Source organism: Kitasatospora sp. NBC_01266, assembly GCF_036242395.1.
Lineage (GTDB): Bacteria > Actinomycetota > Actinomycetes > Streptomycetales > Streptomycetaceae > Kitasatospora.
In genome coordinates this window covers 2,737,775-2,755,634 of the sequence record NZ_CP108458.1, presented here as the reverse complement: position 1 = coordinate 2,755,634, position 17,860 = coordinate 2,737,775, and the positions used below count along the sequence as shown (strand labels likewise).

At 71.9% G+C, this 17,860-nt stretch carries 24 protein-coding genes; 12 read left to right on the top strand and 12 right to left on the bottom strand.

The window, feature by feature from the left end; all coding sequences use genetic code 11:
* Nucleotides 1-88: 88 nt before the first annotated feature.
* Complete coding sequence (locus tag OG403_RS11700) at nucleotides 89-1,738, top strand: carboxylesterase/lipase family protein (RefSeq protein ID WP_329563839.1); 1,650 nt, start codon at nucleotides 89-91, stop codon at nucleotides 1,736-1,738.
* 17 nt (nucleotides 1,739-1,755) lie between these two features.
* On the opposite strand, the gene OG403_RS11695 is transcribed toward OG403_RS11700, so the two are convergent.
* From OG403_RS11695 to OG403_RS11675, 5 genes are all read right to left on the bottom strand, one after another.
* Nucleotides 1,756-2,574 carry an SAM-dependent methyltransferase gene (locus OG403_RS11695; RefSeq protein ID WP_442911059.1) on the bottom strand — a complete coding sequence of 273 codons (819 nt, stop codon included), beginning with the start codon at nucleotides 2,572-2,574 and terminating at the stop codon, nucleotides 1,756-1,758.
* 187 nt (nucleotides 2,575-2,761) lie between these two features.
* Nucleotides 2,762-2,986, bottom strand: coding sequence for a DUF397 domain-containing protein (locus OG403_RS11690; RefSeq protein WP_329563835.1), 225 nt, complete (start codon nucleotides 2,984-2,986; stop codon nucleotides 2,762-2,764).
* On the bottom strand, nucleotides 2,983-3,207 hold the full coding sequence (locus tag OG403_RS11685; RefSeq protein WP_329572259.1) for a DUF397 domain-containing protein: 225 nt from the start codon (nucleotides 3,205-3,207) through the stop codon (nucleotides 2,983-2,985). Before OG403_RS11685 ends, OG403_RS11690 begins: the two co-directional genes overlap by 4 nt.
* A gap of 87 nt (nucleotides 3,208-3,294) precedes the next feature.
* Nucleotides 3,295-3,522, bottom strand: a complete 228-nt coding sequence (locus OG403_RS11680; protein ID WP_329563833.1) for a DUF397 domain-containing protein — start codon at nucleotides 3,520-3,522, stop codon at nucleotides 3,295-3,297.
* 3 nt (nucleotides 3,523-3,525) lie between these two features.
* Nucleotides 3,526-4,386, bottom strand: coding sequence for a DUF5753 domain-containing protein (locus OG403_RS11675; protein ID WP_329563831.1), 861 nt, complete (start codon nucleotides 4,384-4,386; stop codon nucleotides 3,526-3,528).
* 256 nt (nucleotides 4,387-4,642) lie between these two features.
* Here OG403_RS11675 and OG403_RS11670 point away from each other — a divergent pair, with 256 nt between their 5' ends.
* The 5 genes from OG403_RS11670 to OG403_RS11650 all read left to right on the top strand — a co-directional run bounded on the left by OG403_RS11670 (nucleotide 4,643) and on the right by OG403_RS11650 (nucleotide 6,785).
* Nucleotides 4,643-5,077: an ATP-binding protein gene (locus OG403_RS11670; RefSeq protein ID WP_329563829.1), complete on the top strand. Its 435-nt coding sequence runs from the start codon at nucleotides 4,643-4,645 to the stop codon at nucleotides 5,075-5,077.
* Nucleotides 5,078-5,079: 2 nt separating this feature from the next.
* A complete protein-coding gene (locus OG403_RS11665; RefSeq protein WP_329563827.1) occupies nucleotides 5,080-5,376 on the top strand; it encodes a hypothetical protein in 297 nt (98 codons plus the stop codon).
* Nucleotides 5,373-5,666 (top strand): hypothetical protein, encoded by a 294-nt coding sequence (locus OG403_RS11660; RefSeq protein WP_329563826.1) that lies wholly within the window; start codon nucleotides 5,373-5,375, stop codon nucleotides 5,664-5,666. The genes OG403_RS11665 and OG403_RS11660 overlap by 4 nt, the downstream gene beginning before the upstream one ends.
* A 151-nt stretch (nucleotides 5,667-5,817) precedes the next feature.
* Nucleotides 5,818-6,462 carry a uridine kinase gene (locus OG403_RS11655; protein WP_329563824.1) on the top strand — a complete coding sequence of 215 codons (645 nt, stop codon included), beginning with the start codon at nucleotides 5,818-5,820 and terminating at the stop codon, nucleotides 6,460-6,462.
* 131 nt (nucleotides 6,463-6,593) lie between these two features.
* Nucleotides 6,594-6,785, top strand: a complete 192-nt coding sequence (locus OG403_RS11650; RefSeq protein ID WP_329563822.1) for a hypothetical protein — start codon at nucleotides 6,594-6,596, stop codon at nucleotides 6,783-6,785.
* Nucleotides 6,786-6,803: 18 nt separating this feature from the next.
* On the opposite strand, the gene OG403_RS11645 is transcribed toward OG403_RS11650, so the two are convergent.
* A complete protein-coding gene (locus tag OG403_RS11645; protein WP_329563820.1) occupies nucleotides 6,804-7,427 on the bottom strand; it encodes a histidine phosphatase family protein in 624 nt (207 codons plus the stop codon).
* A 104-nt stretch (nucleotides 7,428-7,531) separates the two neighbouring features.
* Nucleotides 7,532-8,332 (bottom strand): inositol monophosphatase family protein, encoded by an 801-nt coding sequence (locus tag OG403_RS11640; protein ID WP_329563819.1) that lies wholly within the window; start codon nucleotides 8,330-8,332, stop codon nucleotides 7,532-7,534.
* Nucleotides 8,333-8,438: 106 nt separating this feature from the next.
* Here OG403_RS11640 and OG403_RS11635 point away from each other — a divergent pair, with 106 nt between their 5' ends.
* Nucleotides 8,439-9,443 (top strand): Lrp/AsnC family transcriptional regulator, encoded by a 1,005-nt coding sequence (locus tag OG403_RS11635; protein ID WP_329563818.1) that lies wholly within the window; start codon nucleotides 8,439-8,441, stop codon nucleotides 9,441-9,443.
* A gap of 14 nt (nucleotides 9,444-9,457) precedes the next feature.
* On the opposite strand, the gene OG403_RS11630 is transcribed toward OG403_RS11635, so the two are convergent.
* Nucleotides 9,458-9,958 carry a hypothetical protein gene (locus tag OG403_RS11630; RefSeq protein ID WP_329563816.1) on the bottom strand — a complete coding sequence of 167 codons (501 nt, stop codon included), beginning with the start codon at nucleotides 9,956-9,958 and terminating at the stop codon, nucleotides 9,458-9,460.
* Between the two features lie 272 nt (nucleotides 9,959-10,230).
* Between OG403_RS11630 and OG403_RS11625 the strand changes: the two genes are divergently transcribed.
* Complete coding sequence (locus tag OG403_RS11625; protein WP_329563815.1) at nucleotides 10,231-11,616, top strand: choice-of-anchor A family protein; 1,386 nt, start codon at nucleotides 10,231-10,233, stop codon at nucleotides 11,614-11,616.
* A gap of 104 nt (nucleotides 11,617-11,720) precedes the next feature.
* Here OG403_RS11625 and kynU read toward each other — a convergent pair whose 3' ends face one another.
* Nucleotides 11,721-12,968 carry a kynureninase gene (kynU, locus tag OG403_RS11620; protein ID WP_329563814.1) on the bottom strand — a complete coding sequence of 416 codons (1,248 nt, stop codon included), beginning with the start codon at nucleotides 12,966-12,968 and terminating at the stop codon, nucleotides 11,721-11,723.
* A complete protein-coding gene (locus tag OG403_RS11615; protein WP_329563813.1) occupies nucleotides 12,965-13,816 on the bottom strand; it encodes a tryptophan 2,3-dioxygenase in 852 nt (283 codons plus the stop codon). Before OG403_RS11615 ends, kynU begins: the two co-directional genes overlap by 4 nt.
* A 155-nt stretch (nucleotides 13,817-13,971) precedes the next feature.
* Here OG403_RS11615 and OG403_RS11610 point away from each other — a divergent pair, with 155 nt between their 5' ends.
* On the top strand, nucleotides 13,972-14,412 hold the full coding sequence (locus tag OG403_RS11610) for an Lrp/AsnC family transcriptional regulator (protein WP_329563812.1): 441 nt from the start codon (nucleotides 13,972-13,974) through the stop codon (nucleotides 14,410-14,412).
* 16 nt (nucleotides 14,413-14,428) lie between these two features.
* Here OG403_RS11610 and OG403_RS11605 read toward each other — a convergent pair whose 3' ends face one another.
* A complete protein-coding gene (locus tag OG403_RS11605; RefSeq protein WP_329563811.1) occupies nucleotides 14,429-15,067 on the bottom strand; it encodes a MarC family protein in 639 nt (212 codons plus the stop codon).
* A gap of 52 nt (nucleotides 15,068-15,119) precedes the next feature.
* On the bottom strand, nucleotides 15,120-15,392 hold the full coding sequence (locus OG403_RS11600; protein WP_329563809.1) for a barstar family protein: 273 nt from the start codon (nucleotides 15,390-15,392) through the stop codon (nucleotides 15,120-15,122).
* Nucleotides 15,393-15,507: 115 nt separating this feature from the next.
* Here OG403_RS11600 and OG403_RS11595 point away from each other — a divergent pair, with 115 nt between their 5' ends.
* From OG403_RS11595 to OG403_RS11585, 3 genes are all read left to right on the top strand, one after another.
* Nucleotides 15,508-16,050, top strand: coding sequence for a DoxX family protein (locus tag OG403_RS11595; protein ID WP_329563808.1), 543 nt, complete (start codon nucleotides 15,508-15,510; stop codon nucleotides 16,048-16,050).
* Between the two features lie 164 nt (nucleotides 16,051-16,214).
* Nucleotides 16,215-17,126 carry an undecaprenyl-diphosphate phosphatase gene (locus OG403_RS11590; protein WP_329563806.1) on the top strand — a complete coding sequence of 304 codons (912 nt, stop codon included), beginning with the start codon at nucleotides 16,215-16,217 and terminating at the stop codon, nucleotides 17,124-17,126.
* 81 nt (nucleotides 17,127-17,207) lie between these two features.
* On the top strand, nucleotides 17,208-17,852 hold the full coding sequence (locus OG403_RS11585) for a hypothetical protein (RefSeq protein ID WP_329563804.1): 645 nt from the start codon (nucleotides 17,208-17,210) through the stop codon (nucleotides 17,850-17,852).
* Nucleotides 17,853-17,860: the final 8 nt, after the last annotated feature.

The window sequence follows — 17,860 nt, the reverse complement described above, 5'->3', positions numbered from 1 at the left end:
ATATCCACACCTCCACCCGCGCGCCGATGCCCCGCGCCCGGAGTCCCCCGATGCTGGGAGAAACCTGACAGCCAGCAAGGGGAGCTTCGTGTTCCGCAGGAAGATCATCGGAAGTACGTTCCAAGTGGGCGCCGCCGCCCTCACCCTGCTCGTGGGCGGCCTGCTCGGCGCGGCGAGTCCGGCCGCCGCAGCCACCAGCCACACCGATTACACCCACTGCCGTACCAGCATCTCGCTCGGCCGCGTCCAGGGCCTGGCCCAAGGCGCCACCTGCTCCTACCTCGGCGTCCCGTACGCGGCGCCCCCCACCGGCGCCCGCCGCTTCCTGCCGCCCGCGCCGGTCACGCCCTGGCACGGCACGCTCCAGGCCACCGCCGCCAAGCCGGGCTGCCCCCAGGACCTGACGGTGGGCCCCGGCGTCGGCACCGAGGACTGCCTGTACACCGACGTCTGGCAGCCGCGCGGCGGCGCTTCAGCCCGGCAGCCCAAGCCCGTGATGGTCTTCATCCACGGCGGCGCCGACGAGTTGGGCGCCGCCGGCGACCCGGTCTTCAACGGCGCCCAACTCGCCGACCACGGCGACGCGATCGTGGTCAGCGTCGACTACCGGCTCGGCCTGCTCGGCTGGACCGAACTCGGCGGCCTGGACCCGCGCTACGCCGGCTCGGGCAACAACGGGCTGCGCGACCAGATCGCGGCGCTGACCTGGGTGCGTCAGCACGTCGGGGCGTTCGGCGGCGACCCGGGCAACGTCACCGTCTTCGGCCAGTCGGCGGGCGCGATCTCGATCGATGCGATGCTGGCCGGCAACCACCCGGAACGGCTGTTCCAGCGCGCCATCGTGGAGAGCGGCCCCGGCTACCTGGTGCACAGCCAGGACTACGCGCGCAGCGCCGCCGCGCACGTGCTCGCCGCCGGGAAGATCACCAGCGTGGCGCAGCTGGACGCGATGAGCACCGCGCAACTGCTGCAACTCCAGGCGACGGCCCAGCAGGGCGTGCCGGGCCTGGCCGACGCGCTCTTCTTCGGGCCGTCCATCGACGGCAGGCTCGTCCCGGGCCCGGTGGTCGACCGGATCGCGGCCGGCAGCGCCCGCGACGTGCAGCTGATGACCGGCACCACCGAGAACGAGACCGACTACTGGGCGCTCTTCGAACCGGCCGTGCTGGACCTCCCGCTCAGCGCCTACCAGAGCTTCCCGGCCGTGCTGGCCGACCGCAAGCAGCAGATGTACGACGCCTACGCCGCCGACCGCCCGGGGCTGCCGGCCGGACGGGTGGTCAACGCGATGATCACCGACCAGACCGAGCGGGTGCCCACCCTGCGGATGGCCGAGGCGCAGTCCCGCTGGCGGCCCACCTACGTCTACCAGTTCGACTGGCACGTGCCGTACGTCGCGGGCCTGCCCGCCGCCCAGAACCTCGGCGCGATGCACACCCTGGAACTGCCGTTCGTCTTCGGCAACCTCGACCTGGACGCCTTCCCGCGCGGGGCCGCCACGGTCGCCGCCGACCGGCCGCAACTCACCGCGCTGTCGGACGACATGATGACGTCCTGGACCTCCTTCGCCCGCAACGGCGTCCCCGGCTGGCCCTCCTACACGCCGTCCGTCCGGGCCACCCGGATCTGGGACACCCACCCCAGCGTCCAGGACGCGCCGATGGAGAACGAGCGGGCGCTGTGGAACGCCTACCCGTTCCCCGACTGGGACGTGCGGGAGTGGTCCGCCCAGAGCTGACCGGCCCCGCGCGGGGGCTACGGCTTGCGGCCGACCCCGCCCCAGATCCCGGTGAGCGCGTCACCCTCCCGCTCCGGCTGCTCGGGCTGCCAGAGCGGGACGGTGACGATCCCGGGCCCGACCAGCTCCAGGCCCTCGAAGAACCGCGCCACCTGCGCCTTGCTGCGCAGCGTGAGCCGCTCGGTGGCGGCACAGTAGACCGCCGGCCCGCGCTGCGCCTGCTCGGGGGAGAGGAAGTCGGCGGTGCCGTGCGAGAGCGCCAGGTAGCTGCCGGAGGGCAGCGCGTCCACCAGCGTGCGGACGATGCCGTACGGGTCGGACTCCTCGTCCACGAAGTGCAGGATCGCGAAGAGCAGCAGCGCCACCGGGCGCCCCAGATCGAGCAGCCCCCGGACCTCCGGATCGGCCAGGATCCCCGCCGGGTCCCGCAGATCGGCCTGCACCACGGTCGCGGTCCCATGACTCGCCCCGGCCAGCAGCGCGCGGCTGTGCACCAGCACGATCGGGTCGTTGTCCAGGTACGCCACCCGCGCGTCGGGGTGCACCTTCTGCGCGATCTCGTGCGTGTTGCCGGCCGTCGGAATGCCGGTGCCGATGTCCAGGAACTGCTTCACACCCTGCTCGGCCAGATACCGCACCGCCCGCTGCAGGAACGCCCGGTTCGCCTGCGCGCTGAGCCGCACCCGCGGACTGATCGCCATGACCTGCTCGGCGGCGGCCCGGTCGGCGGGGAAGTTGTCCTTGCCGCCAAGGTAGTAGTCGTACATCCGGGCCGGATGCGGCACCTCGGGGCGCAGATCGCTGGGCTCCTGACCGTCCTCCTCGGAGGCGGACATCCAGTCCAGGGAGATCTCCTGATCATCAGTCACGGGCCGAAGCATATAGTCCGGTAAGCGGCCTGGGGAGGGGCTCAAGGGGCAGAGCTGACATGAACGGTGCGCGTGGATCCCGCCCGTGGCAGCTGCGGGAACGTGGAACGCGGCGGGCCCACCAGGGGGTTCTCCCGGGTGGGCCCGCCGCGTATCAGTGGCCGATGGGCAGGGCTGCCGTCTGGACGCTGGTGACGAAGGCCTGCCAGGCGTCGGCTCGGAAGACCAGCGCGGGACCGTGCGGGTCCTTGGAGTCCCGTACTGCGGCCTCACTTCCGGCGGATGCAAGGGCGCACTCGACGCAGTTCTCCTGGCCGTTGCTGTAGGAGGACTTTCGGAAGGTCAAGCCCTGTGCAGAGGCGTCGGAGTAGTGGGTCATGAGGTCAGCCCGCCACTCAGATCGGTGAGGTCGATGGGCAGGGCTGCCGTCTGGACGCTGGTGACGAAGGCCTGCCAGGCGTTGGCCCGGAAGACCAGCGCGGGACCGTGCGGGTCCTTGCTGTCGCGCACGGGTACGGCACCAGGGAAACCGTCGGCGACCTCAACGCAGTTGCCCTGATTGCCGCTGAACGTACTCTTCCGCCATGCGACATGGTTCATGTCCACGCCGCCCCGGTCTGTCAGCTTCGCTCGAGAGCCCGTTTCAAGCTGCATGATCAAAGCCCTTCCTGCTGTGATGAGAACAGATCAGAAGTCAGCGGGGGAGATGTGCTGTTGGACGCTGGCCAAGAATGCTTGCCATGCGTCGGCTCGGAAGACCAGCGCGGGACCGTGCGGGTCCTTGGAATCGCGGACCGCCATGCCGCCCGTGACCACGCGGCCGGTTTCCACGCAGTCGCTCTGGGCACCTGAGTACGAGGACTTGTACCAGTTGAGCCGGGCTGCATCTGAAGACGGGGGGACGTTGCTCGTCATGATCTAGACCATTCCTTTTGCGATGCGCTCGATCAGCGCGAGTGATTCGGTGCGTGGCAGCGATTCGGCAAGAGCGCGGCGGAACAGGTTGGCATACTTGAACACCTCGTCGGGCTCTTCGATGTAGAGCGTGCTGAGCAGGCTGTCCACATAGGCCACGTCTGTCTCCGTCGTCTCGGGGAAGCTCAGGATGACAACCGGCCCGAACAGCGCCGCGTGCACGTCCGAGGCTTCCGGCAAGACCTGGATGTTGATGGTCGGGTTGTCGGAGGCTGAAGCAAGGAACTCAAGCTGACCGCGCATCACCGACGGCCCGCCGATCTGGTGCTTGAGTACGGACTCCGAGAGAACCACCCACAAGCGCAGAGGCGCGTTTCGCGTCAGCACCGAGCGGCGCTCCTGGCGGACCTTGGTGAGGATCTCAACCTGCTCGGGCGTCGCATCCTCTATCTGAGCACGGACCACAGCCCGTGTGTAGTCCTCGGTCTGCAAGAGCCCTGGCACCAGAAGGGTTTGGATGCTGTACGCGTCCGAAGCGTCGGCTTCCAGCGCGATGTAGTCGGCATAGAGCGGAGAGAGTGTCTCGGAGTACCGGTCCCACCAGCCGCGCAGCCGCCCCTCGCGGGACAGTGCCTCCAGCCCCGCTCGCGTTCCACGGTCATGGACGTCATACAGGTCGAGGAGTAGGCGCAGGTCGATAAGCCGGACCCCTGACTGTGCCGCCTCAATCCGGCTGATCTTGCTCTCTGCGCAGGCAAGCTGCTGCGCCGCCTGGGCGAGAGTCAGCCGCTTGGCCGTCCGTAGCTCCTTGAGCGTTCGGGCGAGCCGCCGCTGACGAACGGTCGGGTTTCTGTTCACCGGCACGTTGGACCTCCCCTCGGGTGTGGCTCGTAAGTCTGCCCTCCTCCGAGCAGGACAACAATCTTTGACGGCTTCCAGAGTAGGGACTTGCACCGTAGGAACATCCGGGAGCATGCTACGGGGAGTGGAACACTCCACGACAGACCGTGATCATGACGGTTCGTCACCGGGCATCCCCATGCCCGCGCCGGCCGTCACTCCGGGTCGCCCTACATCGCGCCCGCCTCATCAACAAGCCGCGCCGCAAGGGAGCTTCGCCATGTCCGAAACGCTCGCCGATCCCCCCGCGTCCACCGCCAACGTCTGGTACTGGTTGCGTCCCAGAGCGGATTCGCCGGCCATGGCACGGCGTCTGCTGCGTGAGTTCCTCCCGCGCGTCAGTGGCGGCGAACTCTTCGAGGAGAAGGGTGCGTTGGTGCTCAGCGAGCTGGTCACCAACGCCTTCGTGCACGGCACCCGGCGGGACCAGCTGATCAAGATGGGCCTCGAGGCGGACCCTGACGGTGAGTTGCTGCTGATCTGGGTCGAGGACGCCTCCCACGAGGCCCCGCAGCTGTGCGTCGCGGCCGAGGGTGAGGCCGGGCGGGGGCTGCTGCTGGTCGACAGGCTCTCGCAGCAGTGGGGTTGGGGGCCGCGCGAGGGGATCGGCAAGCGGGTCTGGTCCTGCATCGAGCGCGGACCGGCGGTGGCGTAGCCGTGACGCACCATCGCATCCCCGGTCCCGTACTGGTGGAGCTGACCGGGATCACACCGCTGGCCAGGTTCGCCAGGCTCGCCGACGCCCTCGCGGCGGCCTGGGAGTCCATGCGGCTGCTGCCCCTGAGCAACGCCTACTACTGCGCGTTCGAGCTGATGCTCGTGCGGCCCAGTTCCGTGGACTGCATGGCCGAACGCCTGGCGAAGGAAGGTACGGTGGCCATCACCTTCATGCTCCCGGACGGCCCGCACCTCTTCCACCTCCGCCCGGCCCGCGAGGAGGTGACCGCCGGATGATCCGCCGCCTGTGGGCCTGGCTGGTCCCCACCTTGGCCGACCAGTGGTTCATGCACTTCTCCCGGCAGCCGGTCGCCAGGCTGCTCCGCGCCGAACGCCGCAGGCTCAAGCCGCTCACGAAGGCCCTGCGCGAGGCGCACGCCAAGCGCACCGCCGAGCCCGCCGCCTGGCCGACGGATGCCTGGCCAACGGACGCCTGGCTGACGGATGCCTGGTTCGACGACGCGTCCGAGCAGCTCACCCGCCGGCTCAGCCAGTACCTCGCGGACAACTCGCCAGACCACACCTGACCACCTGCCGCCCCGCGAGGAAGTGCAGTTCGCCGCGTAATGGTGCGGCCGCTCCTCGCCACCCGCCTCGGAGCGGATTGACCTCAGGCGGGCTCGATGAGCGAGGATGCCGATGGCAGGCCGACCCGATCAAGGAGCACGAGGAGCACCGATGGCAGGGCCCCGACTCACCCCGATCAGCTGGCCCCGGCTGGCCGTCGAACTCGCCGACCGGGTCGAGCGGTTGACCCCGGCGGACGGTGGGCGTTTCCCCCGGGTCGCGGTGGACGGCGCCCCGGCGGCCCGGCCCGAGCGGCTGGCCGCCGCCCTCGCCGAGGAACTGCGGCTGCGCGGTCGCCCGGTGCAGCGGGTGCGGTCGCGCGACTTCCTGCGGCCCGCCTCGCTGCGGCTGGAGTACGGGCACCAGGACGCCGACGCCTACTTCGACCTCTGGCTGGACGACAACGCGCTCTTCCGTGAGGTCTTCACCCCGCTGGACCCGGGCGGCACCGGCCGGGTGCTGCCCGACCTGCGCGACCCGGACACCGACCGCGCCACCCGCAGCCCGTACGTCGAACTGGCCCCGGGCGCCGTGCTGCTGCTCGACGGCCAGCTGCTGCTCGGCCGCTGGTTCCCGTTCGACCTGACGGTGCACCTGCGGATGTCCGAGGCAGCCCTGCGGCGCCGCACCGCCGAGCAGGACCAGTGGACGCTGCCGGCCTTCGCCCGCTACGAGACCGAGACGCGCCCGGACGAGGCGGCCGACATCCTGGTCCGGGCCGACGACCCGGAACGCCCCGCGTGGAACCAGGGTTGACGTCAACCGGACCGGCCGGGAACGACACTCCTGCGGGTGATGGTCGTGGCCGAACTGTCCTGCCACGATGGACACCTGACCAACTCTGCTGAAGGGAGGTCAGATGTTTCCCGGCAAAGCCCTGTCCAGTCTTGGCCCGCACACCCTGGGAGCTGCTCAAGGGCTCCGCCACCACCCTGCGGATCGATCCGCACGGCAACAACCAATGGGAGCCCAGCCGCTACGTCGACCTGGTCTTCAGCGACGGCTCCCACCTCTCCTCCGACTGCCCCTTCCTCGACCTGGACCAGGAGTCGCGCCAGGTGACCTGCGGCATCTCCTGATCCTTCCCCGACGGAGCATCAGATCTGCCATTCCGAGGGGAAACCGGTCCAGCACAGCTCGGCCGGCAGGTGCCGCTGGTCGTTCTGCGTGATCACGGTGGCCGGCCGGCCGGGCGCGTAACGGATCACCGTCAGCGCCGCGTTGGCGTGGTTGAGGCCGAGCCAGCGCCAGTCGGGGGCCGCCATCGCGTCCCGGAGCAGCCAGCCGATCAGGAAGGCATGGGTGACCACCAGTTCGTGCCGATCCTCGTCGCCGGCCACCGTGCCGGTGAACCGTGCCGTCGCCGTGCGGGCCAGCGCCGCCCCGCGGGCGGCCTCCTCGGCCGGGACGTCGCCGAGGAAGTCCAGCAGGTGGTCGGCGCAGTCCACCGGCAGTTGCTCCCGGGTCGGCACAGCGGGCAGGTAGTCACCGGCCGCCTCGTCCTGGAAGGCGGGGACGCCGCGCAGCTGTTCACCGATCAACCGCGCGGTCTGTGCCGCCCGGCGGAGCGGGCCGTGGTGCACCGCCGTCAGCGGCACCTCGCGCAACCGCCGCCCGAGCAGGACCGCCTGGCGGCGCCCGGTCTCGGAGAGCCCGCTCCCGTCCGGCAGGGCCTCGCCGTGCCGTGCGAGGTAGAGGTAGCGGGCGGCTGCGCCGTTCAATCGGGGCTCCCTTGACGGTCCGTCGGTGCCGGTCGACACCGACCGGCGTCGGTCGACACCGACCGGTGTCCTGGAGGGACGCGCCGCCGGGCACCCCGGTTCCGTCAGCGCACCCCGCTCAACACCGTCACCAGCGCGGCGTGTTGCTGGACCGGAGCCGCCAGGAACCCGCTCGAGGCGCCGGGCTGCCACGGCCCACCCGCGTGGTCGCTGACCACGGCGCCCGCCTCGGCGGCGATCAGCGCGCCGGGCAGCAGGTTGGGCGCGTCCAGGCCGCACTCCCAGAACGCGTCCAGGTGGCCGGAGCCGACCTGGGCGACCTGCAGCGCGGTCGGCCCGAGGTTGCGCACCCCGAGCACCCCGGTGCCGATCACGGCACTGGTCGTCGCGCCCACCCGGCGCAGCGCGTCCGGGTCCTGCTCGGCGACCAGCGGCGGGTGGCTGGTGGCGACCACCGCGACGTCCAGCGCCCGCTCGGACGGGCTGATCGGACGCCCGTTCAGCCGCGCGCCCAGGCCGCGCGCGGCCGTGTAGCAGAAGCCGAGCAGCGGCGCGTGCACCACCGCGAGCACCGGTTCGCCGTCCCGCAGCAGGGTCGCGGTCACCGCCCAGTGCGGCTGCCCCAGCAGGTACTGGACGGCGCCGTCGACGGCATCACACAACCACCACTCGCCGGTGGCCGGCACCTCGTTGGCCAACTCGTCGTCGAGCCGGCCGGCCTGCGGGCGCAGCGCGCCCAGCCGCTCCCGCAGCCGGCCGGCGGCCGGTGCGTCCAGCGCGCGGAAGGCCGCGAGGGCCTCGGCCCGGGTCCGGGCCGTGATCGGCTCGGTGCGGTGCCGCTCGACCAGCCCGTCGCCGACCTCACGCACCACCGTCTCGACCTTGCCGAGCAGCCTCTCCAACATCCGGGTTCCTTCCCTGTGCCGTGGTGTTCGCGCCGGACCAAGGAGTACCGTCGCAGCGGCAGAACAGGACGTAGCACCCGGCCGGAATGGCCGAGATCGGACAGCGATGCAGACCGAGACGACGGATCCGGCCACCCTGCTGGACAACCTGGACCGCCGCCTGGTCTGCGCCCTGCAACTGGACGGCCGGGCGGAGCCGGGCCTGCTCGCCCAGGTGCTCGGGGTCTCGGTGCGGACGGTGACCAGGCGGCTGGCCCGGCTGCGCGAGACCGGGGTGCTGCGCGTGGTGCTGCTGCCACCGGCGGTGGACGAGGCGGTCGGCGCGCTGCTGCTGCGGGTGCGGGTGCTGCGCGGCCGGGTGACGGCCGTCGCGGACGCGCTGGCGGCCCGGGCGGACGTGCCGTTCGTCGACCTGATGCTCGGCGGCCAGGAGATCAGCGCGGTGGTGGTCACCGACCAGGCCGGGCGCGACCGGTTGCTCTACCGCCAGCTCCCGGGCACCGACGCGGTCACCGAGACCACGGTGCACGCCGTATTGCACCTGTTCGCCGACGCCGCGCAGTGGCAGGCCGGGCTGCTCACCGAGGCGCAGGTCGCGGCGCTGACCCCCGGTCAGCCGGAGCAGCCCGACCGGCCGCTCCCGCTGGACCAGTTGGACGGTTCACTCCTCGCCGAGCTGGGCGAGGACGCCCGCCGCTCCGCCGCCGCCCTCGCCCAGGCGCTCGGCGTGCCCGAGTCCACCGTCCGGCGCCGACTGCGCCGGCTGGCGGCGGCTGGGCTGCTGCGCACCCATGCCACGGTCGACCCGCGCCTACTCGGCATGACGGTCGACGCCAACCTCTGGCTCTCGGTGCCCCCGGGCCGCCTCGCCGAGGCCGGCCGGGCCCTGGCCGCGCACCCGCAGGTGCACGGCGTGCTGGCCACCAGCGGTCCGCACAACCTGATGGCGGCCGTCTTCTGCCCGGACTACGACGCGCTCTACCGCTTCACCACCGAGGTGCTCGCTCCGCTGGGCGCCGACCGGGTGGAGACCGCGATCGTGGCGCGCGCGGTGAAGCGGGCGGGGGTGCGGCTCACCCTGCCGGGCGAGGGCCGGCGGGGGAGCGGCTGACGCGTGTGTGGCCGTCAGGCGTGCGTCGTCGAGCCGGGACGCAGCACCATCAGCACCGTCACCACGGCCCAGAGCAGCGAGAACAGACCGGTGCTCATGGTGAGCAGCTTCAGGCCGTCGAACGCGCGCACCCGGTCGGTGTCCGCCTCGCCGGCCAGCGCGCTGACCACCGCTTCCTGCCGGGGCAGCACCAGGATCATCAGCACCAGGGCGGCGATCGCGGTCAGCGCCAGCGAGGTGATCAGCCAGGGGCTGCCCATCACCCCCATCACCTGCGCGGTGCCGATCCCGAGCACCGGCACCGCGAGCCCGATCATCGCGTAGACCTGGGTGATCCGGTACAGCAGCCGCACCGACGCCGCCGCCTCCGGGTCGGCCGCGGCAGCGGCCTGGCCGTTCTCGGCCACCGCCAGGGCGGCCTTCGCCTTGCGCGGGAACATGCTCGCCGCCACCGTCACCGGGCCGATCGCGATGATCGCGGCCAGCACGTGCAGGCTCAACAGGAACTTGGCCATGGGGATCGACAGCCTTCGCGCTTCTTCTGGACGGCGGGCGGAGCCCGGGGCCACGGGTGGCGGCGGCCCTGTCCGGCACGCTAACACTCGGCCATTCAGCCCTGGACGGGCGGTCCTCCACTGGCCCGTACGGGCGATATTCGCCTGATGATCTCCGCCCGCCCGGTGTCGCCTGGCTCCCCTCGCCGACCCTTCCTGCCTTTGATGAGCCGGACATGCCCCAGCGCGCCACATCGGGTCGGCCGCCACTGAGGGGCCAGGGAGGCGAGAGCATGAGGCATTCGAGCAAGGCCGCGCTGATCGCGGCGGCGACCGTGACGGTCCTGGCGTTCCCACTGCAAGGCGGCGCGGGGGCGATCCCGCTCCCGCCACCCCTGGGACCGTGCGGCGGGCCCAACTGCCCGGCGGTCTATCCGCCGGTGAGCAACGGTGACTTCGCCGGCCGGGACGCCAACATCAACGTCTTCACCGGTGGCGACTACACGGTGACCGGGCGGGCGGCCGAGGTGGAGGGCTGGGTGGTCACGCTCGGCAACCTGCTGGTGGACAAGAACGGCGGCGGCCTCTTCAACATGGGCGTGGTCGGCGTCGGCTCCCGGGTGCCGCCGCCCAACGGGACGGACTTCGTCTCGGTCGGCGGCAACGTGACCGTGCGGCCGGCCAACGAGGTGATGGTCGGCGGTTCGGACTCCAAGGGCCCCGCCTACGGTGACGTCCGCTACGGCGGCACGCTCACCGGCAAGGTCACCGTGGTCGCCCCGGGCAGCACGATCCACGACGCCGGCGTGCGCGCCACGTACGCGCCGCTGCGCACCACCATCGAGGACTTCTCGCAGTGCGCCGCGCAGGCCACCGCGACCGGCACGGTGACCGTCACCCCCTTCGACGCCACCTTCACCGGCGACGGCACCAGCGCCCGCCAGGTCTTCAACGTCTCGCAGAACCTGGGCTCGGCGGCCCGGAAGATCGACCTGAAGTTCGCCGGCATCCCGTCCGGTGCCACCGTCATCGTCAACATGCTCCCGGACGACGCGGTGGTCAGTACCAACACCGGCAACGGGCTGCCGGGCGACCAGTTGACCGCCCTCGGGCCCAAGCTGCTGTGGAACTTCCCGACCTCCACGATGGCCCACATCATCGGCGGCGCCCAGTTCCAGGGCTCGATCATGGGCGGCAACCCGAACGGGACCACCACCGTCGAGCAGCCGGGCCTGAACGGGCGGGTCTACCTGGCCGGGAACCTGGTGCAGACGGGGACCGGCGGTTACGAGATCCACAACTACCCGTTCAACGGCGACCTGCCGGACTGCTCCTCGCCGACCCCGACTCCCACCCCGACGCCGACACCCACCCCGACACCCACACCCACGCCGACCCCCACCCCGACACCCACGCCCACCCCCACCCCGACCCCGACCCCGACCGTGAGCCTGAGCCCCAGCCCGACCGAGACGCCCACCCCCACCATGAGCCCGACGCCGACCTGCAGCCCGACCTCGGGCGGCTGGTCCCCGCGCCCCACGGCCAGCCGGACCGGTGTGCTACCCGAAACCGGGCAGGGCGGCACGATGCCGCTGCTCGGCCTGACCGGGCTGCTGCTGATCGGTGGCGGCGGCGCGCTGCTGTTCGGCCGTTACCGCCGAGGTCGCCACTCCTGACCGCGACAAGCCCAGCCGACCAGACCGGGGTCGGCCCCTCCCATGACCGGGAGGGGCCGACCCCGGCCCGCTGCTCAGCTCAGCTCAGGTCGGCTCAGGTCGGCTCAGGTCACCGCACCGCGCACGCTGAACCGCTCGGCCCGCCACTCGCCGCTCGCCAGCACCTCGCGCAACGCCTGCGCGGCGTCCCAGACCTCGGTGTAGGAGAGGTACAGCGGGGTGAAGCCGAACCGCATCAGGTCCGGCGCCCGGAAGTCGCCGATCACCCCGCGCTCGATCAGCGCCTGGACCACCGGGAAGGCGTCGGGGTGCCGGATCGCCACCTGGCTGCCGCGCCGCTCCGGCTGATCCGGTGTGACCACCTCGAGCCCGGCCGCCCGGCACTGCTCGATGAAGAGCCCGGTCAGGGCCAGGCTCTTGGCCCGCACCAGCTCCAGGTCGACTTTCTCCCAGATCTCCAGGGTGGCCCGCAGCCCGGCCAGCGCGAGCAGCGGCGGGAAGCTGGTCATGAACCGCCCGATCCCCTGGGCCGGGCGGTAGCCGCTCTCGAAGGCGAACGGCGCCGCGTGCCCGAACCACCCGGTCAGCGGCTGCTCGACGGCGTCGTGATGGCGCGGCGCCGCGTACAGGAAGCCCGGCGCGCACGGCCCGGCGTTCAGGTACTTGTAGGTGCAGCCGACCGCGAAGTCCGCCTCGCAGGCCGTCAGGTCGATCGGCAGCGCGCCCGCCGAGTGGCACAGGTCCCAGATCATCAGCGCGCCGGCCCGGTGCACCCGGGCGGTGATCTCCGCCATGTCCAGCAGCCGGCCGGTGCGGTAGTCCACCTGGGAGAGCACCACGGCGGCCACACCGTCGTCCAGGTGCGCGTCCAGGTCGTCCACCGAGGGCAGCAGCACGCTGCGCCCGCCCTCGAAGAGCCCGGTGACCCCTTCGGCGATGTAGAGGTCGGTCGGGAACGAGTCCCGCTCGCCGAGCACCGTGCGCCGCCCGGGCCGCAGCCGCAGCGCGGCCGTCAGCACCTTGAACAGGTTGACCGAGACGCTGTCGCAGACCACCACCTCGCCCGCGCCGGCCCCGACCAGCGGTGCGATCTTGTCGCCGAGCCGGTACGGCAGGTCGATCCAGCCGTGCTTGTTCCAGCTGGTGATCAGGTCCTTGCCCCACTCCTCCTCGACGGTCCGCCGGACCAGTTCGGGGGTGCGCGCGGGCAGTACGCCGAGCGAATTGCCGTCCAGGTAGACGCCGTTCGCCGGGAGCGTGTACTCGGCCCGGAACGCCGCCAGCGGGTCGGCCGCGTCCAGCGCCTGGCACTGCGCCCGCGTGCTCGGGATCGTCACCAGGTCAACGCTCACAACTCACCTCGTACGGTCCACAGTTCCGGGAAGACGTCCTGATCGGCGGCGGCCTTGAGCCAACTCAGGCCGCTGGACCCGCCGCTGCCGGGCTTGGCCCCCATCGACCGCTTCACCGAGGCGTAGTGGCGCTGCCGCCAGCGGCTGACCCGCTCGGCGGTGTCCAGCAAGGTCTCGGCCAGCACGACGAGTTCGGCGTGCGCGGGGTCGGTGTAGACGGCGTGCCAGGCGGCCTCGACCGCCGGGCTCGCGGTGTACCGCTCGGGGCCCACGCTCGGCGCGACCTCGAAGCCGCGGCGGGCCAGCAGGGCCAACGCGTCGTCGTACAGGCCCGGTTGGGCCAGCGCGGCGGCCAGCTCGCGGTGCGTGTCGGGGGCGCCCTGGTACATGGCCAGCAGCCGGTCCGACTTGTTGCCGAGCATGAACTCCAGCCGCAGGTAGGCCGAGGACTGGAAGCCCGAGGCCTCGCCGAGCACCGGGCGGAAGGCGCTGAACTCCACCGGGGTGAGCGTGGCCAGCAGGTCCCAGGAGCTGTTCAGCACATCCTGCGCGTTGGCCCCGCGGCGCAGCGCGGCGATCGCGCCCGGCAGGTCGTCGGCCCGCAGCGCGCGCTGGGCCAGCTCCCACTCGTGCCGCAGCAGGTCGAAGAGCAGCTCCATCACCTGGGTGGTGACGATGAACGACAGCTCCGCGTCCACCGTGCTGCGCGGCTGCTGCAGGGTGTGCAGCACGTCCAGCCGGGCGTAGCGCTCGTACGGTGTCGCGCCGCTGGTCAGCGGGTCGGCGACGGCGTCCTCGCGGACGGGGTCGAACGCCAGCTTCGGCGTCTGAACGGTGGACCGGGACATGATCTTGTTCCCCCTCGGTGGCAGGTGGGGACTATTGTGCGGCTGGTCACCGCCGCTCTTGAATGGGCGACGGAGATCCGATCGGCGGGTCGGCCTTGCGTTCGCAAGGTCTTGAGCCCCGTCGGCCTGCTGCTCGGAAAGGAGCCCACAGAACCATGGTCCTGGACGCCCTGGACCGCCGCCTGCTCGCCGAGCTGCAGGCCGACGCGCGGCTCTCCTACAACGAATTGTCCCGTCGGGTCAGCCTCTCCGCCCCCGCCGTCGCCGAACGGGTACGCCGTCTGGAGGCGGACGGCGTGATCGGCGGCTACCACGCGCACGTCGACCTGGCCCGGGCCGGACTGCCGATCACCGCGCTGGTGCAGGTGCAGTGCTACGGCCCGCGCTGCGTGCTGCGCGACCCCTCGGTGGCCGACTGGCCCGAGGTGCTCCAACTGCACCGGGTGACCGGCGGCGCCTGCTGCGTCCTGCTGGTGGCGGTGGCCGAGATGGCGAGCTTCGAGGCGCTGATCGACCGGCTGGCGGCCTACGGGCAGCCGAGCAGCTCGATGGTCCTCTCCAGCCCGGTGCCCTGGCGCCCGGTCACTCCGCCCTGACCGGCCCACCGGCGGCTCAGTGCCCGGAGCTGGGCAGCGGCACACCCAGCCCCTGCAGGCCGTTCAGGAACAGCTCCACGCCGACCGCCGCGAGCAGCAGCCCGAGCAGCCGGGAGAGCACCTCCAGCGAGGTCTGGTGGGTGCGCCGCAGCAGCGGGGCCAGCACCAGCACGCAGGCCGTGTTGATCGCCACCACCGCCAGGTAGGCGCCGGCCACGGTGAACCGCCAGCCCCACTCCTCCTTGGTCAGCGACTCCACCAGCACCGCCGTCATCGCCAGCGGGCTCGCCACGTACGGCAGCAGCAACTCGCGCACACCCTCGGCCAGCGGGTTGGTCAGCGTGTCGTCGTCGTCCTCGCTCGCGCCGCCCAGGTGCATGCCGAGCACCAGGCCGACCGCGTAGAGGAAGAAGATCACCCCGCCGGCCAGCTGCAGCGACTCGTCGCTGATGTGGAAGAAGTTGGTGAGCGCGTCCGCGCAGAACGCCATCAGCACCCCGACCAGGGCCGCCAGCAACGCGCTGAGCAGGACCAGCTTGCGCATCTCCGGCACCGTGCGGCCGCGGCTCAACTGGGCGTAGGCCAGCAGCACCTTGGGCGGGCCGACCACGGCGAAGAAGGTGACGAACGTGCTGCTCAGGTTCAGGACCGACATTCCCCCAGCATGGTCGAGACCGCCCGCGCCGCCCGGGCGCCGCACCGGCGGGTCAGCGCAGCCGGACCGTGACGCCCGTCTCACCGAGCAGCTCGACCACCGCCCACGCGTAGCCGGGCGGCAGCATCGGCGAGTGCTCGGCCGCCGCCCAGTCGTGCCAGACCAGGGTGAACGGCGGCACCGGACCGAAGCCGCCGCGCAGGCAGTCGGCGAGCGCGTCCAGGTTGCTCCCGTAGTAGCCGTCCGGGCCGTTCAGCGCCGTGCCGAGCGCCGAGTACAGCCCGGCCCGGTCGGTGGCGGTGGCGCCGTCCAGGTGGAAATCCATCGCTGACTCCCTCAGATGCTGGGCTCCAGGGTCCCCCGGATGGCCTGCCCCGGTCGAGGAGCAGTGCGAGGTCGGCTGGGATGGAAGGCGGGGGCAGAGAGATGAGGACACCACCATGGGCTGCGTGAACCGCACGGACCTCGGGCTGCTCGCCCTGCGCACCGCCGTTGGCGGTGTGCTCTTCGCACACGGTACCCAGAAGCTGTTCGGTTGGTTCGGCGGCGGCGGCCTGGAGGGCACCGCGGCCGGCATGGAGGCGATGGGCTTCAAGCCCGGCGGGCAGAGCGCGCTGGCGGCCGGCCTCGGTGAGGCGGGCGGCGGCGCGCTGCTGATCGCCGGGCTGGCCACGCCGGCGGCCGGCCCGGTCGTGGCCGGCACCATGCTCGGCGCCAGCGCGGTGCACTTCCCGCACGGCTTCTTCGCCACCAAGGGCGGCTACGAGTACCCGGCGCTGCTCGGCGTCTGCGGTATGGCGCTCGGCATCGCGGGACCGGGCCGGCTCTCGCTCGACCACCTCACCGGCCACCGGCTGAACCAGCCCTGGCTGGGCGCGCTGGCCTTCGCGGCGGCCGCGGCGGGTGCCTTCCAGGTGGTCTGCAAGCGCGAGCGCGGAATCCGCGAGGCGGCGGCGAAGGCCATGACGGAGGAGCCCGAGTGAGAGTACGAAAATCCCCGATGACCAGCAGGTGAATTCGGGCCCCTGCCCGCCAGGCGTCTACAGATCTGTAGTACGTTCTCGCGGGGAGGGGCTTCGAGGCTGTCTGGGCACACCTCGGTACGCTGTCGCCTTCCGACGATCCGTACCAGTGCTGAAGGTGTGCGATGTCCCTGACCTACCCCGAATCGATCGGCGTGGGGCTGCTGCAAGGCGTCACCGAGCTCTTCCCGGTCTCCAGCCTGGGACACAGCATCCTGATCCCCGCGCTGATCGGGGGCAGCGTCCAGAAGGACCTGAACGTCACGGCCGCCACCTCGCCCTACCTCTCGGTGCTGGTCGGCCTGCACCTGGCGACCGCGCTGGCCCTGGTGCTCTTCTTCCGCAAGGACTGGGTCCGGGTGATCCGGGGCCTGTTCAGCTCCATACGCGAGCGCCGAATAGAGACCTCCGAGCAGCGGCTGGCCTGGCTGCTGATCGTCGGCACCATCCCGGTCGGCCTGGTGGGCCTGGTCGCCGAGAAGGCGCTGCGGGACGCGCTCGGCAAGCCGGTGGTCGCGGCGGTCTTCCTGGCGCTGAACGGGTTCGTGCTGCTGGGCGCCGACAAGCTGCGGCGCGGTGGCGGTGGCCGCCGCCGCGCGGGGCAGCAGGTCGGGCACACCCCGGGCGCCGACCCGGCGATCGAGTCGGACCGCCGACTGGCCAAGCTGAGCTTCCGCCAGGGCACCTGGATCGGCGCCGCGCAGATCCTGGCCCTGCTGCCCGGGATCAGCCGCTCCGGCGTCACGATGAGCACCGGCATCCTGCGCGGCCTCAACCACGAGGACGCCGCGCGCTTCTCCTTCCTGCTGGCCACGCCGGTGATCGGCGCGGCGGCGGCCCTCAAGGTGCCCGAGCTGCTCAAGCCGGAGAACGCCGCCATCCGCGGACCGCTGCTGGTCGGTTCGATCTGCGCCTTCGTGGCGGGCTACGTCTCGGTGAAGTTCCTGACCAAGTACTTCGAGAACCGCAGCCTGACCCCGTTCGCGATCTACTGCATGGTGGCCGGTGTGGGCAGCGCGGTCTACCTGAGCATGTGACGGAGCCCGGCGGCTGACGGCGCCTCACCTGGATGCGCCTTCCCGCTGGCGGCAGGTCCGGCCGACGCCCAAGGTGAGGCCATGGACCACCGCCACCTCCCGCCGCTGCGCCAGCTCGCCCCTCGCCGCCCGCGCGGCCGCCGTCCCCTCGCCGCCCCGCTCGCCCTCGCGACCGGGGCGGCGCTGTGCGTCGGCGGCGTGCTGGCCGGCTGCTCCTCCAGTTCCACCAGCAAGGCGACCTCGACGGCCACCTCCGCCGCCAGCGCGGCCCAGTCGCTGGCCTCCCAGGCCGCCTCGGCAGCGCAGTCGCTGGCCTCCCAGGGCTCCTCCGCCGCCGCCTCGGTCGTCTCCCAGGCCGCCGCCGCCGCGAGCAGCCTGGCCTCGTCCGGGTCCACCGCCCTCGCCTCCGCCCAGTCCGCCGCCGCCTCCGCCCTGGCCAGTGCCACCGGCGGCTTCAACGCGAGCGACGACGTCTCGGTCGGCCAGGCCTCGATCAACTCCGACAGCCGCGCCCAGGTCCAGGTCACCGTCACCAACCACCAGTCCCAGGCCGAGCGTTACGTGATCGAGGTGAACTTCAAGGACAGTAGCGGCACCCTGCTGGACACTTCGGTGCTCACCGTGCCGAGCCTGCAGCCGAACGGCACCACCCAGGCCACGGTGACCAGCACCATGCCGCTCTCCGGCAACGTGACCGCGAGCGTGGGGCACGCGCTGGGGTTCTGACGCCGCGG

What these genes read in the sequence shown, in the direction of transcription:
- OG403_RS11695 (WP_442911059.1), bottom strand. Translation starts at nt 2,574, where the DNA reads ATGTCCGCCTCCGAGGAGGACGGTCAGGAGCCCAGCGATCTGCGCCCC.
- OG403_RS11690 (WP_329563835.1), bottom strand. Translation starts at nt 2,986, where the DNA reads ATGACCCACTACTCCGACGCCTCTGCACAGGGCTTGACCTTCCGAAAG.
- OG403_RS11685 (WP_329572259.1), bottom strand. Translation starts at nt 3,207, where the DNA reads ATGAACCATGTCGCATGGCGGAAGAGTACGTTCAGCGGCAATCAGGGC.
- OG403_RS11680 (WP_329563833.1), bottom strand. Translation starts at nt 3,522, where the DNA reads ATGACGAGCAACGTCCCCCCGTCTTCAGATGCAGCCCGGCTCAACTGG.
- OG403_RS11670 (WP_329563829.1), top strand. Translation starts at nt 4,643, where the DNA reads ATGTCCGAAACGCTCGCCGATCCCCCCGCGTCCACCGCCAACGTCTGG.
- OG403_RS11660 (WP_329563826.1), top strand. Translation starts at nt 5,373, where the DNA reads ATGATCCGCCGCCTGTGGGCCTGGCTGGTCCCCACCTTGGCCGACCAG.
- OG403_RS11655 (WP_329563824.1), top strand. Translation starts at nt 5,818, where the DNA reads ATGGCAGGGCCCCGACTCACCCCGATCAGCTGGCCCCGGCTGGCCGTC.
- OG403_RS11640 (WP_329563819.1), bottom strand. Translation starts at nt 8,332, where the DNA reads ATGTTGGAGAGGCTGCTCGGCAAGGTCGAGACGGTGGTGCGTGAGGTC.
- OG403_RS11635 (WP_329563818.1), top strand. Translation starts at nt 8,439, where the DNA reads ATGCAGACCGAGACGACGGATCCGGCCACCCTGCTGGACAACCTGGAC.
- OG403_RS11630 (WP_329563816.1), bottom strand. Translation starts at nt 9,958, where the DNA reads ATGGCCAAGTTCCTGTTGAGCCTGCACGTGCTGGCCGCGATCATCGCG.
- OG403_RS11625 (WP_329563815.1), top strand. Translation starts at nt 10,231, where the DNA reads ATGAGGCATTCGAGCAAGGCCGCGCTGATCGCGGCGGCGACCGTGACG.
- OG403_RS11615 (WP_329563813.1), bottom strand. Translation starts at nt 13,816, where the DNA reads ATGTCCCGGTCCACCGTTCAGACGCCGAAGCTGGCGTTCGACCCCGTC.
- OG403_RS11610 (WP_329563812.1), top strand. Translation starts at nt 13,972, where the DNA reads ATGGTCCTGGACGCCCTGGACCGCCGCCTGCTCGCCGAGCTGCAGGCC.
- OG403_RS11605 (WP_329563811.1), bottom strand. Translation starts at nt 15,067, where the DNA reads ATGTCGGTCCTGAACCTGAGCAGCACGTTCGTCACCTTCTTCGCCGTG.
- OG403_RS11600 (WP_329563809.1), bottom strand. Translation starts at nt 15,392, where the DNA reads ATGGATTTCCACCTGGACGGCGCCACCGCCACCGACCGGGCCGGGCTG.
- OG403_RS11595 (WP_329563808.1), top strand. Translation starts at nt 15,508, where the DNA reads ATGGGCTGCGTGAACCGCACGGACCTCGGGCTGCTCGCCCTGCGCACC.
- OG403_RS11590 (WP_329563806.1), top strand. Translation starts at nt 16,215, where the DNA reads ATGTCCCTGACCTACCCCGAATCGATCGGCGTGGGGCTGCTGCAAGGC.
- OG403_RS11585 (WP_329563804.1), top strand. Translation starts at nt 17,208, where the DNA reads ATGGACCACCGCCACCTCCCGCCGCTGCGCCAGCTCGCCCCTCGCCGC.